The sequence below is a fragment of the Pantoea sp. Ft-CA_14 genome, assembly GCF_024520875.1.
Classification (GTDB): domain Bacteria; phylum Pseudomonadota; class Gammaproteobacteria; order Enterobacterales; family Enterobacteriaceae; genus Pantoea; species Pantoea agglomerans.
Map to the genome: position 1 here is coordinate 35,397 of NZ_JALNPM010000007.1, position 13,542 is coordinate 48,938.

13 protein-coding genes are annotated in these 13,542 nt (G+C 56.4%); 2 read left to right on the forward strand and 11 right to left on the reverse strand.

What is annotated here, in order from left to right:
* Positions 1–9: 9 nt before the first annotated feature.
* Positions 10–888, reverse strand: a complete 879-nt coding sequence (gene pldA, locus NR195_RS12390; RefSeq protein WP_010257301.1) for a phospholipase A — start codon at positions 886–888, stop codon at positions 10–12.
* A gap of 194 nt (positions 889–1,082) precedes the next feature.
* Here pldA and NR195_RS12395 point away from each other — a divergent pair, with 194 nt between their 5' ends.
* Both NR195_RS12395 and rarD read left to right on the forward strand, forming a co-directional pair.
* Positions 1,083–1,553 (forward strand): thioesterase family protein, encoded by a 471-nt coding sequence (locus NR195_RS12395; RefSeq protein ID WP_010257304.1) that lies wholly within the window; start codon positions 1,083–1,085, stop codon positions 1,551–1,553.
* A 23-nt stretch (positions 1,554–1,576) separates the two neighbouring features.
* On the forward strand, positions 1,577–2,476 hold the full coding sequence (rarD, locus tag NR195_RS12400) for an EamA family transporter RarD (protein ID WP_010257306.1): 900 nt from the start codon (positions 1,577–1,579) through the stop codon (positions 2,474–2,476).
* Here the strand turns inward: rarD and NR195_RS12405 are convergent.
* The 10 genes from NR195_RS12405 to NR195_RS12445 all read right to left on the reverse strand — a co-directional run bounded on the left by NR195_RS12405 (position 2,447) and on the right by NR195_RS12445 (position 13,243).
* Positions 2,447–3,499, reverse strand: coding sequence for an AbrB family transcriptional regulator (locus tag NR195_RS12405; protein ID WP_033767570.1), 1,053 nt, complete (start codon positions 3,497–3,499; stop codon positions 2,447–2,449). The two genes, rarD and NR195_RS12405, sit on opposite strands and share 30 nt — an antisense overlap.
* Before the next feature lie 97 nt (positions 3,500–3,596).
* Positions 3,597–4,550: a magnesium/cobalt transporter CorA gene (corA, locus tag NR195_RS12410; protein WP_003854370.1), complete on the reverse strand. Its 954-nt coding sequence runs from the start codon at positions 4,548–4,550 to the stop codon at positions 3,597–3,599.
* Between the two features lie 176 nt (positions 4,551–4,726).
* Positions 4,727–4,783, reverse strand: coding sequence for a YsgD/CorL family protein (ysgD, locus tag NR195_RS22970; protein ID WP_353748370.1), 57 nt, complete (start codon positions 4,781–4,783; stop codon positions 4,727–4,729).
* 67 nt (positions 4,784–4,850) lie between these two features.
* A complete protein-coding gene (gene uvrD / locus NR195_RS12415) occupies positions 4,851–7,013 on the reverse strand; it encodes a DNA helicase II (protein WP_010257313.1) in 2,163 nt (720 codons plus the stop codon).
* A 154-nt stretch (positions 7,014–7,167) separates the two neighbouring features.
* Positions 7,168–7,884: a 5-amino-6-(5-phospho-D-ribitylamino)uracil phosphatase YigB gene (gene yigB, locus NR195_RS12420; RefSeq protein WP_022624864.1), complete on the reverse strand. Its 717-nt coding sequence runs from the start codon at positions 7,882–7,884 to the stop codon at positions 7,168–7,170.
* Positions 7,881–8,786 (reverse strand): tyrosine recombinase XerC, encoded by a 906-nt coding sequence (gene xerC, locus NR195_RS12425; protein WP_033780856.1) that lies wholly within the window; start codon positions 8,784–8,786, stop codon positions 7,881–7,883. Before xerC ends, yigB begins: the two co-directional genes overlap by 4 nt.
* Positions 8,783–9,487 (reverse strand): DUF484 domain-containing protein, encoded by a 705-nt coding sequence (locus tag NR195_RS12430; protein ID WP_256844571.1) that lies wholly within the window; start codon positions 9,485–9,487, stop codon positions 8,783–8,785. The genes xerC and NR195_RS12430 overlap by 4 nt, the downstream gene beginning before the upstream one ends.
* Positions 9,484–10,308 (reverse strand): diaminopimelate epimerase, encoded by an 825-nt coding sequence (gene dapF / locus NR195_RS12435; protein WP_010257326.1) that lies wholly within the window; start codon positions 10,306–10,308, stop codon positions 9,484–9,486. The genes NR195_RS12430 and dapF overlap by 4 nt, the downstream gene beginning before the upstream one ends.
* Positions 10,309–10,336: 28 nt before the next feature.
* Complete coding sequence (locus NR195_RS12440; protein ID WP_010257328.1) at positions 10,337–10,537, reverse strand: lipoprotein; 201 nt, start codon at positions 10,535–10,537, stop codon at positions 10,337–10,339.
* Positions 10,538–10,684: 147 nt separating this feature from the next.
* Positions 10,685–13,243: a class I adenylate cyclase gene (locus NR195_RS12445; RefSeq protein WP_010257330.1), complete on the reverse strand. Its 2,559-nt coding sequence runs from the start codon at positions 13,241–13,243 to the stop codon at positions 10,685–10,687.
* Between the last annotated feature and the right edge of the window lie 299 nt (positions 13,244–13,542).

Consider the following 13,542-nt stretch of genomic DNA (forward strand, 5'->3'; position numbering starts at 1 on the left):
CGTTATGGATTAGAACAAGTCGTTAAGTGTTACACCCACACCCAGACGCGTCTGGCGATGGTTGTAATCGATCAGTGATTCACCGTAACCGCTAAACACCTGAGTATAGAAGCGAACGTGCTCAGTGATAGGGTAGCTCCAGCCCAGGGTAGCGCCGCCATAACCGCTGTTCCAGTTATAGTTGCCCTCTACGCTGAAGATATTGTCGCCGAGCTTATAGCCCAGACGGGTGCGGTAGTAACCCATATATTTGGTGATATCAGGATTATCATCGCTGTTCGCCCCTTCAGGGATGCGATACCAGGGTTTGATTTCCGCCAGGAAGTTACCATTCTCTGCCATCAGACGCGCATAGACGCGGTTCCAGCTGCGCGAGGTGGGATCGCTTCGTCCATTGGATTGGTGATTCAGACCCACTTCGACATCACGCAGTGTCCAGCCCGCCAGCGAATAGTCGGTCGCCCAGCCCAGGAAAATCTGCGGCTCATAGTTGGTCTCACGGAATGGCGATGACTCAGCGCTATTCGACAGCTGCCACCAGGAACGCTGGGTGTAAGAGGCTGCCAGCACCGAGTTGTCGCCCAGAATACCGCGCCACAGCGGAAACGCCAGGCTGAGCTGGAATTTCACTTCATCTTTGCGGGCATTCTCTCCCCAGTTATAGGAGGAGATCGCCTCTTTATTGAGGTCGCTGGTATAGGTATAAAGCAGATAGTTGTTCTCGTAAGGATAGAGAACAAACGGGTTGTCATGCTTCTCCAGCAGGTTAGCAATAATGCTGCCCTGAACCTGTGGCGCGTCATGAACCTCTTTAATATGGGCTTCATCCGCCTGCGCCAGCGCAGGAAATATCAACATTGCCGCCAGCAAGGCGCGATGCTTACGCATAAAATTCTCCGGTGAGCAGCTGCGTATCAAAGTAACTGAAAGGGTGTCGTAAAAAGCAGGCCATTCTACACGCAAATGGCAGTGAGCATGAGTGCTGATTTCTTAAACTGGAAACACCCTCGCAGGCGGCATAGAATACACAACTCATTCATATTCCGCGCCCCTCTGGCCCGATTTTTTCAGGACACATCATCATGTCATCACCCGTGCTGACACAGCAGGACGCTCGCCAGCTGGTCGGCGAAATTTTCGTTTATCACATGCCGTTTAATCAGGCGCTGGGCCTGGAACTGATGCGCCTTGACGCAGACTACGCAGAGATCAGCTTCAATAACAAAACCATGCTGGTGGGCAACCAGGCGCAGCAGATTCTGCACGGCGGCGTTATCGCGTCGGTACTGGATGTGGCGGCGGGCATGGTCTGCGTCAGTAATGCGTTAACCCGTCAGGAAAGCATCAGCGAAGCGGATCTGCGCCAGCGTCTGTCACGCATGGGTACCATTGATATGCGCGTCGACTATCTGCGTCCCGGACGCGGCGAACGCTTCACCGCCACCAGCAGCCTGCTGCGCGCCGGTAACAAAGTCGCCGTGGCGCGCGTGGAACTGCACAATCAACAGGGCGATTATATCGCCACGGCTACCGCCACCTATCTTATCGGCTAACCACGCCATTGAATGGAACGCATATGGATACGCAACAAACCCGACAGGGCGTTGGCTTTGCACTGGGCGCTTACTTTATCTGGGGCATTGCGCCCGCTTATTTCAAACTGGTAAAGCAGGTTCCCGCCACGGAAATCATGACGCACCGGGTGATCTGGTCTGCACTGTTTATGCTGTTACTGATTACCCTGAGCCGCAGCTGGCCCGGCGTTCGCAGCGTGTTGCGCCAGCCTAAAAAAGTGCTGCTGCTGGCGCTGACGGCCGTGACTATCGGCGGCAACTGGCTGCTGTTTATCTGGGCAGTCAACAATCAGCATATGCTGGAAGCCAGCCTGGGCTACTTTATTAACCCGCTGATCAACGTGGTGTTCGGCATGCTGTTTTTGCGCGAACGGTTTCGCCGTCTGCAGTGGCTCGCCGTGCTGCTGGCCACCGTCGGTGTGCTGGTGCAGCTGTGGCAGTTTGGCTCGTTACCGATTATCGCGCTGGGCCTGGCGCTGAGCTTCGCCCTGTATGGCCTGGTGCGCAAAAAGATTCAGGTCGATGCGCAGAGCGGCATGCTGATTGAAACCCTGTGGCTGTTTCCGCTGGCGGCGATTTACCTGTTTGGCTTTGCCGACAGCGCCACCAGCCACTTATCCGCCAACCCACTGAGTCTCAACCTGAAGCTGATAGCGGCGGGCATTGTGACCACCATTCCGCTAATGCTGTTTGCGGCAGCCTGCAGCCGTCTGCGACTTTCCACCGTAGGCTTCTTTCAGTATCTCGGTCCGACGCTGATGTTTGTGCTGGCGGTCGCGTTTTACGGTGAGACCATCACGCCGGACAAGATGGTGACCTTTGGCTTCATCTGGCTGGCGCTGCTGGTATTTGTCTGCGATGCGGTGGCGTTTTCATTCCGTTCCCGTTCGCGCATAGCGTGAAATAAAGCGCGCTAAAGCCGGGCCGGTCAGCAGGATGGTAAACAGACGCAACGTCTGCAACGCCATCACAAACGCCATGTTGACCTGGGTTCCCGCCGCAATGATCGCCACCGTGTCCAGCCCGCCTGGACTGGTGGCGAGATAGGCCGTCATCAGATCGATATCCAGCATTCGCGTCAGCATCCACGCCAGGCCGCCACACAACAACATGAGCCCGAAGATCGAGGCCAGCATCTGCGGCAGCGTGCGCAGTGCCAGCAGAAAAATCGGGCGGGTGAAACGTAATCCCACGCTCCAGCCAATCAGTGCATAGGCCACGGCCAGCAGCCATTCCGGCACCTGTAACACCGCGATGTCGCTACTGTGCAGTGCTGCGCCCGCCAGCGCAGGCAGCAGCAGCGCGCCAGAAGGAATGCGCAGTCGGGTGCCCAGCCACGCGCCCGTCAGCATCACCACCAGGGTGATAACAAAGCCATGATTCAGCGGTGGAAACCAGAGCAGCGAGACGCTGTGCGCCTCATCGCCCAGTCCGATGCGCGCCACCAGCGCGGCCGCCGAGGCGACAAACAGCACCCGCAGATACTGCATGAATGCGACCAGCCGCACGTCAGCGCCAAAGTCACCCGCCATCGCCACCATGGCCGTTGCACCGCCCGGCGACGATCCCCATGCGCCGGTCGGGCCAGGCAGATGACTGAAGCGCACCAGCAGAAAACCTGACAGGCCGCTGGCCGCCAGCGTCAGCAGCAGCACCGCCAGCACGATCGGCCAGTCCTGGATCAGCGGGGCCAGAATCGAAGGCGACAGACTCTGCGCAATCATGCAGCCCAGTACGGCCTGAGCGAGCAGGAACAGCCGTTTATCAATTCGCAGCGTGGCACCCGACAGCCCCATCACTACACCCACAATCATCGGTCCCAGTAACAGCGCAGCGGGCACATGAAAATAGTGCAGCACCGCGCCCAGCAATACTGAGATCAGCAGCAGCAGCGTCCACTGCGCGCGCAACGAAAAAGCGTCCATAAGAAGTTAATAATTTGTAAAAACAGGAGGGTAAGATTACGCAGAAATGGGGACAGGAGCCAGCAGAACGGGCCATCTCAGATGGCCCGTTCTTATTTTAAAGCCAGTTTTTACGCTTGAAATAGAGATAAGGCGCCAGTCCGGCCAGAATCATCAGGCCGATCGCGGCCGGATAACCAAAGCTCCACTTCAGTTCCGGCATAAACTCAAAGTTCATCCCATAGCTGGAGGCCACCAGCGTCGGCGGCAGAAACACCACGGAGACCACCGAGAAGATCTTGATGATGCGGTTCTGCTCGATGTTGATGAAACCCATCGCCGCCTGCATCAGGAAGTTGACCTTCTGAAACAGTGATTCGTTATGCGGCAGCAGCGATTCGATATCGCGCAGAATTTCACGCGCCTGCTCCAGCTGATTGCCCGGCAAACGTGCTTTGCGTACCAGGAAGTTCAGGGCGCGCTGGGTATCCATCAGACAGAGACGCACCTTCCAGCCGATATCTTCCAGTTCCGCTAGTCGCGACAGCGCCTGATCGTACTCTTCGCCCTGCTGACCTTCCATGATCACCCGGCTGAGTTTCTCCAGTGCGCTGTAGATGTTCTCGATTTCGTCCGCCAGCTGTTCGATTTTGGTTTCAAACAGGTCAAGCAGCAGCTCAAAGGCATTGCCGTCGATCAGAGTCTGATTACGGGCGCGCATGCGATAGAGACGGAACGCAGGCAGCTCACGTTCGCGCAGCGTGTAGAGACGGCCTTCACGGATGGTGAACGCCACGGTGGAGTTACCGGCGTGATCGTCAGCATCTTCATAGAAGAAGAAGGAGTGGATATGCAGACCATCTTCATCTTCGAAGAAGCGTGCCGAGGCCTCGATATCCTCCAGCTCAGGCCGTGTTGCCAGACTCTGGCCCAGCTCAGATTGCACGCGATCACGTTCGCCCTCTTCCGGCTCGATCAGATCGACCCAGACAGAGGTCGTCAGTTTGTCGTTTTCGTCTTCCAGCTCCAGTCGCGTCAGGCGGCTGTGATCCAGTTTAAATGCGCTCAGCATAGCAATACTCCCCATTGCAGACTAAATGGGACAAGGCAGTCCGCCGTTCCTCAACATGGAACGGGCAGCCTGAACACGGAAACAGAGTTTCAGAGATAAATCAGTGCTGACTCGCGACGGAATCAAAAAGGGAGGTCGCTGATAACCGCTAAGGCTACCCGCGTAAAGAGGTAGCCTTAGATGTTATTCCTGGAATCCAGGTCATTGAGCCAGCATCGACTGGGCGTGTCCAAGGCATTGTCCTCTCATGATAATAGTGGGCGCATGTTACGCTGAGACGAAAAAGCCGTCAACCGCACGCTAAAGCGTTTCAAGCTTCGCGTAAGCCGCCACCAGCCACTTGATTCCCTGCCCCTGAAACGCCACCTGAAGACGGCTATGCTCGCCGCTGCCTTCCAGATTAATGATGGTGCCTTCGCCAAATTTTGCATGATGAACACGCTGACCCAGCGCGAATCCACTGTCATTTTTGGTCACCGGGGCACCCATCCGCTGATGGTTTACCGGACGGCTGACGCTGGCGCGCAGACGCACTTCTTCTATGCACGCTTCGGGCAGTTCGCCGATAAAACGGGACGGCCGGTGATACACTTCCTTACCATAGAGTCGGCGGGTTTCGGCGTAGGTCAGCGTCAGCTTGAGCATCGCACGGGTCACGCCGACATAAGCCAGACGACGTTCCTCCTCCAGCCGGCCACCCTCATCCAGTGACATCTGGCTCGGGAACATGCCCTCTTCCATGCCGACGATAAACACCTGGCTGAACTCCAGCCCTTTTGCCGAGTGGAGCGTCATCAGCTGAACCGCATCCTGCCATTTGTCTGCCTGGCCTTCGCCCGCTTCCAGCGCGGCGTGGGATAAAAAGGCCTGCAGTGGCATCAGATCTTCATCTTCATCCTGATAGCTGAACTGCCGCGTAGCGGTCACCAGCTCCTCCAGGTTTTCGATACGCGCCTGACCCTTCTCACCTTTTTCCTGCTCATACATCAGCCACAGGCCAGAGTCTTTGATGACCCGGTCGGTCTGAACATGCAGCGGTAACTCGGCGGTTTCGGTTGCCAGTGAATCAACCAGTTCACAGAAGCGTTGCAGCGCAGACGCGGCCCGGCCAGCCAGCGCACGGCTTTGCAGCAGTTCACGCGTTGCCTGCCACAGCGTCATCTGACGTTCACGGGCCGTCTGACGCACCACGTCGAGCGTGCGATCGCCCACGCCGCGCGTCGGGGTATTCACCACGCGTTCAAATGCCGCGTCGTCATTGCGGTTCGCCATCAGACGCAGATAGGAGAGCGCATCTTTGATCTCCTGACGTTCGAAGAAGCGCATGCCGCCATAAATACGGTACGGCATGCTGCTCTGCAGTAATGCCTCTTCCAGCACACGCGACTGGGCGTTGCTGCGATAGAGAATGGCGCAGTCGTTGAGCGCACCGCCGTTCTCCATCCAGACCTTAATGCGGTTGACCACGAAGCGTGCTTCATCCAGCTCATTAAAGGCGCAGTAGATCGAGATCGGTTCGCCATCGCTGCCTTCGGTCCACAGCTCTTTACCCAGGCGACCATTGTTGTTAGCGATCAGGGCGTTGGCGGCTTTCAGGATGTTATTGGTTGAGCGGTAGTTCTGCTCCAGACGGATCGTTTCCGCGCCGGGGAAATCCTGCAGAAAGCGCTGAATATTCTCGACCTGTGCGCCGCGCCAGCCGTAGATCGACTGGTCATCATCGCCCACGATGATCACCCGGCCGCTGTCGCCCGCCAGCATCCGAATCCAGGCATACTGAATGTTGTTGGTATCCTGGAACTCATCCACCAGCACGTTGGTAAAGCGTTCGCGGTAGTGATTAAGAATGTGTGGCTTGTTGAGCCATAATTCATGGGCGCGCAGCAACAGCTCGGCAAAGTCGACTAAACCGGCGCGATCACAGGCTTCCTGATAGGCCTGATAGATGCGCAGCCAGGTCTGCTCAATCGGATTGCCGTAGCTTTCGATATGCTTTGGTCGCAGGCCTTCATCTTTTTTGCCATTGATGTACCACATGCCCTGACGCGCAGGCCACTGTTTGTCATCAAGGTTCATTGATTTGATCAGGCGCTTGAGCAGACGTAGCTGATCTTCGCTGTCGAGGATCTGAAAATCCTGTGGCAGACCGGCGTCAAGATGATGGGCGCGCAGTAAGCGGTGCGCCAGACCGTGGAAGGTTCCGATCCACATCCCGCCCTGACTGGTGCCGATCAGATGCTCGATACGGTGACGCATCTCCGCTGCCGCTTTGTTGGTAAAGGTCACCGCCATAATCGAATAGGGTGAGCAGTTCTCCACCGACATCAGCCAGGCTATGCGATGCACCAGCACCCGCGTTTTACCACTGCCCGCGCCTGCCAGCACCAGCAGGTTACTGCGCGGTGCCGCAACGGCAGCGCGCTGATTGTCATTCAAACCATCGAGCAGTTCAGAAACGTCCATAAGCACCGATTACCAAAGAAAAAAACGCCGTCGTCACACTGATTATTCCGCCTGCCGCAAGGCATTATCGCTGCCAGTCAGGCGGCGATACAGGTGCCGGATAAGGGACGGCGGCAAAACAAAAAGTGGAGACGACTGGATAAATTTACAGCCATTATAGCAGTGAGGTGAGTGATGCCAACCGCGAAATTTCGACATGCGGCAACAGGCGCGCATCCGGGATATGCATCAGATTGCCCTGCCGCAGGTTAATCCAGCAGGCCTGCAGCCCGCAGCGCAGTGAGCCCGCCACGTCGGTGGTCAGGTCATCACCCACGTGCAGAATATGGTGTGGCGCGATATCAAGGCGTTGCGCTGCAAGCTGATACATATCCTGCCACGGCTTGGCGCGCCCGTCCGGGCCGGCCCGCAGTGTGAAGCGGAAGTATTCGGCAATGCCCATTTTTTCCGGGCAGGCGTTGCCGTTGGTGACCGCCACCAGCGGGATTTTCTCCGCCAGGGCTTTCAGCGTCTGGTGCGTCTCATCCGGCATCTCGACCTGACTCCGCCACTGATGGAAGACCGCCATCACTTCTGCCGCGCCCGCGGTGGCTTCAGCAGCAGAGAGGCCGATATTCAGCATCGCCAGCTCAACCGAACGGCGTCGCCACTCCGAAACATCATGATAGATATCAGGTTCTCGCTGCAGCAGCTCATCGCGCAACTGCTGATAATCCTGCGGCGTGAAGTCACGCAGCGCCGGATGAAAAGCCTGCAACGCGGCATGGGACTCCAGCGTGGTACGACGGATGACCGGGTAGTTATCGTAGAGAGTGTCATCAAGGTCGAAGGTCATGGCTTTTATGGCCGACAGCGGACGATAAAACTTCATTCGTTCTTTCCTCGTTTGGCGCGGGGATGCGCAGCGTCATACACCGAAGCCAGATGCTGGAAGTCGAGATGGGTGTAGATCTGGGTCGTCGACAGGTTTGCGTGACCCAGCAACTCCTGCACGGCACGCAGGTCACCGCTGGATTCCAGCAGATGCGTGGCAAAAGAGTGTCGTAGCTTATGCGGATGGATATGGCTGGCCACGCCCTGTCTGATGCCCCATTCGGCAAAGCGTTTCTGCACGTTGCGTGGCGAGATGCGGTTGCCGCGCGTGGAAAGAAACAGCGCATCATCCTGGCCGCCAAAGGTTTCACGCAGCGGCAGCCAGTGCTGGATCCAGGCGACCGCCGTGCGACCAATCGGTATCCGGCGCTCTTTGCTGCCCTTACCGACTACCCACACTTCGCCTGAATCGAGATCGACGTGGCGACAATCCATATTCACCAGTTCAGAGAGACGCAAACCGCCGCCATACATCACTTCAAGCATCGCCCGGTCGCGCACCGCCAGCGGATCGTTAAGGTCGATCTCCAGCAGCTGGTTTACTTCATCAACATCAATGTTTTTAGGCAGATGGCGCGCTTTACGCGGCGTCATCACCCCTTTGGCCGGGTTGGCAGAAAGCAAACCCTGGCTCACCTGCCAGTCGAGAAAACTGCGCAGGGCGGAGAGCCGCAACGCGAGGCTGCTGGCGGCCAGTCCGGCGCGACGGCTGCGCGCCGCCATGCTGCGCACCTGCGCCGGTTCCAGTTGCGCCCAGCTGCTCAGCTTCATCTCATCAGCAATCGCCACCAGCGCGGCAAGCTGGCGCGCATAGCTGCTCTGGGTTAACGGACTGAGCTGGCGCTCCACTTTCAGGTAGCGCAGAAATCCGTCGACGGCCTCCTGCAGCGCGCTGCTCATGCGCGTTCAACCCAGCGGGAGAGCAGATCAGGCATCATCTGCGACAGATGCTGCAACAGCAGTGTCCCCATGCCCGATTGATAATGCTGGCTGTCACGACTGCTGAACACCAGCACGCCGAGATCGCCCTCCTCACCCATCAGCGACATGGCAACCGACCCGATCGCTTTGGCCTGCGGCAACAGCAGCAGCAGTTCCGGCCCGTTAATGTTGCCAAGATAGTGATGCTGGTTACCGAAGCGCTGAATACGCAGCGGTTCAAACGCCTGACGCGAGAGGCTCAGCTGAAAGAAATCGGAGGGCGCGCCCAGCAGCCATTTATCACTGAACAGCCGCACATTGGCACCCGCCAGGCCCAGCTCACGCGCCCAGCGATGCAGACGGTTGAGCATATCCTGCAGCGAGTCAGCCGCGGCCAGATGGCTCTCCAGCGACAGCAGACGATCAAACAGTTCGTGGTTAGCGCTGGCCTGCTCCATCAGCAGCGTGATCTCTTCTTCCAGCCGCTGAATATGGTTGCGTTGCCGCGACATATGCCATTCGACCAGAGAGACGCTGCCACGCACCGGATGCGGCACGGCCATCTGTTCAACTGCACGGGCATTGCGGATAAAGAAATCGGGATTCTGCCGCAGATAATCACTGACGGCCTGATCGTCCAGCAGAACCGAACTGTCAGCCTGCTCTTCGATATTTTTCATAGATGAATAAACCCATCGTAGACGTGTGTCGCAGGCCCGGTCATATAGAGCGGCTGACCGGCGCCTTTCCAGGTGATGTGCAGCGTTCCGCCAGGCAGGTCGACACGCACTTTGGGTGCCAGAATGCCCTGCTGAATGCCACATGCAACGGCAGCACAGGCGCCGCTGCCGCACGCCTGCGTTTCACCCGCTCCGCGTTCGTAGACGCGCAGGCGGATATGTTCGGGATTGATGATCTCCATAAAACCGACATTAACGCGATCCGGGAAGCGTTCATGACTCTCCAGAATCGGGCCCAGCAGTTCAACCTGCGCGGTTTTGACACTTTCAACCTGGATAACGCAGTGCGGGTTGCCCATCGACACCGCACCCAGCATCACCGTCTGTTCGGCCACGCGCAGCAGATAGAGATTTTCGGCTTTGTTGGCACGGAACGGCACCTGCTGAGGCTCAAAGTTTGGCTCGCCCATGTTCACGCGCACCTGGTCGTCAGGCGTGACGGTCAACACCATGCGGCCATTCTGCGTACTGACCCGGATGTCACTTTTGTTGGTCAGCCCTTTCAGCTGAACAAAGCGGGCAAAGCAGCGCGCACCGTTGCCACACTGTGCGACTTCACTGCCGTCGGCGTTGAAAATGCGATAGTGGAAATCAAGATCGGGATCGTAAGGCGGTTCAACAATCAGCAGTTGATCAAAACCGATCCCCAGATGACGATCGGCCAGCCGGCGGATCAATTCCGGCGAAAAGAAGACGTTTTGTGTCACCGCATCCACAACCATAAAATCGTTGCCGAGACCGTGCATTTTGGAGAACTGCATTTTTTGCTCCGCCGGATAAGCCATCAGATTAGTTCGCTTTTACGCCTGAATTGCCGGTAACCAGCCCGCCGACATCGGCTTTAGAGGCATCCGCTTTCTGGCGGTCGGTTGGGGCTTGTTGTTTCTTCGGCTGATCCTTCGGCGGGAAGTAGAGCGGTCCTTTCAGACCACAACCTGCAAGGCTGATTACTGCCAGTGTCATGGCCAACAGGCTTATTACTTTCTTCATTCTTTATGCTCTTCATGTCCTTTACCTGGATGCTTATCATCGCAGTTGAAGGTGGAAAAGCAACAGGAAATGCCCGCAAATAGCGTGAAGCGGGTGACAAGCCGGGAAGATAGCGGCCACCTGCAGAGCGCAGGCAGCCCGTCAGCATCAGTGCACCTGATAGCGTGGCTGATAGTCGCTGTTGTCGTTGTCAGGCTGCGAGGTACACAGCTGCGTCAGCGTCTGGCTACGGAACGGAATCACCTGGAATCGCTCACCGGTGTTCACAATCTGGTAGAACTGCGGCAGGTTGAAGTTGATAAAGCTTGAACCATAGGTAAAGCGATCGTGCGATGAGGAGTAGAACCGGCTGACGTCGCGCACCAGCTCCTCTTTACTGCCTTCACAGTGATGATAAACCTCAACCCGATTGGTCTCATCGAGGATGTAGATATTGAAGCCGCGCTCATCGGTGGTGTTTTCAAAGAAGAACTGAATAATGCCTTCGCTGGCATAACCGTTGACCACGGGTGGCAGCGGCGTCTGATTCGTTTCGACTTTGATCGACAGTCCGTGCAGCTTGTTGTTGGAGATCGCGCCATAAAACTCAACCGCATTTTCCAGCTTCTGCACCGAAACGCTCATGCGTTCAAAGAACAGGCCCCAGGTCTCGCCCGCCATACGCAGCGCTTTAAAGCGACCCGGCTCCTGACGTGTGCTGGAGAGGCGCAGTTCAATGCATTCTGAGACCAGTTGCTGTACCCGCGTCCGAATCAGACCGCGCAGATGCTGGCTGTAGCAGAACACTTCCACCGTATCGGGCGGTGCAGCATCCTGATGCATCTTGCCGAGAATGGTTTTCAGCCCTTCGATCATCGCCTGTTCGCCGCTGAAGTGCAGCGTACGCACCTCATTCCAGGAGTTGCGATAGAGCAGATCGATGCTGCCAATCAGGCACTGCTGCTGCTGACCAAAACTAAAGACATCCAGCTTACGGAAGTCGAAGTGCACCACCTGATTGCGGAAGGCCGCCGTCGGATCGTGTTCAAGGTTAACAATAATCGCAAGGTGCCGGATTTCGCACGGACTGTAGAGCGCTTTTGGCGTCGGCGAAGGCAGACGCAGCGGGAAGTGGCTGGAAACATCGTTAACCAGCTCCTGCAGACGCGCCAGATCGCAAACCTCATTGCCTTTAATATGCAGCCGGGTTTTACGGGTCAGCAGTCCGTTGAACCACGCCCACGCCACCAGCTTGTTCAGGTAGCGGTTATATTCCAGCGGCTGATGGCTGATAATCGAATCCATGTCCGGCGCCTGGTTATAGAGATACCAGCCGGAACGGTTGGCGCGTCCAGGCGGCACATGAATAAAGGTCAGATTGGGCTCGGAGAGATCGGGCGAAATTTGCGGATTCACCAGCGTCACTTTGCCCGGCAGCGCTTCAAACGCGGCATACAGTTTACGGGTCAACACACCGATATCCTGCGGGCTGGCGCTGACGCTTAAGTTATTGCGGCGGGCAAATCGGATCAGGTTGCGATAACTCTGCATCATCGCATCCAGCAATTCATTGTGGGCTTCGCGCACCCGCTCGATTTTCCACTCAGCGCGGTTGTCCAGAATGGCAATCTTCTCTTCGTTCCAGCCCCACTCTTTGACCAGCTGCGATAAAATTTCACGACGCCAGCCGGTGCGGTGCTGATGATCTTCGGTGCTGAGCTTTTCACACACTTTGAGGTAGAAGCAGCGACGCACCAGGTCAAGACGCGGCTGATCGTCAACGCTGGTCAGATAGTGCGTAACGCGCTCCAGCATCATGCAGTAAGGATCAAGCCCGAAGCAGATGATTTCACCGTCATGCAGGCGCTGTTTAATATCCATCGCCAGCAGTTGCGTATTCGGGTATTCCCAGCTGTACGCTTCCAGCAGCAGCGTTTTCAGTACGGCTTTATACGGGGAGTCGATGCTTTTATAAAGCTGCCACAGGCTGGCGCCGAAATACTCTTCCGCCGACAGCGTGCCGAGGCCGCCAAGATCGAGCCACTCATTAGGGGTCAGCACGCCTTTGGCGTAAAGCGACATCACGTAGTCGTCGTAATTGTGCTCTTCTTCGCCCGGCACCATATTCCACAGGATGCGTTTACCCGCCATACGAACCGCGGTACGGTAAAACTCATCCAGCAGTAAAATGTGTTGTGTTGAACCGCAATCTTCACCGCCCAGACTGCCGCTTTCGTTGTGGCGGAAGCGGTTCTCATCAATCAGAAAGAAACTCACCTCCACGCCCATCGAAACGCACCACTTCTGCAGCAGCGTACATTTGCGCTGCAGATTCAGACGCTCTTCATTATCAAGCCAGGATTGATGGCAGACCCAGATATCGAGATCCGAGACGCTGTTCTGGCCGACAGATGAGGTGCTGCCCATAGAATAGATCGCCGTGATCGGCATTTCGCCTTTCGGCGCATCGGCATGACGCAGATCGCTGTCGCCGGTGAGATCGGCCAGCAGCTGACGCTGATTTTCATCAGGCGTGAAGAAGCTGATGCCATGTGGAACGCTACCTTCAAGGTAACCCGGCATCTGCGGATGTTGATAATGTAATAAGGTTGGCAGCAGACTGTAGACGCGCTGAAAAGCGGGTCCCATAGCAGCCAGCGCACGATCAACGCGCAGCTGGTTGATTGCATCCAGTCTCTGTTTCAGTGTCTCAATGTAGAGGTACAAGACGTTTCGCCTGATTGTCCCAGTGTTTAAGCACCCTGTTTCCACACTCTGCCGCTTATAAAGTAAAAAAGTGGGCAGATAATTGCTGGAAACGTGATCAATCTAACACCCTGCAGATTGACCGTAAAGAAAGTTGCGCTACCTGACAGTTTAGCACGTTCTTACCAGCTTCCCGCCTTTTCAGCTCTGGTTCCCACGTTATGGCTTAACAAACCGGCCTGAAACCGCATGCAGGCCGTTTTCAATCCGTTGAAACTGACAGTCTTCACCCAGAGATGATAGGATATTCAGTGAACGAT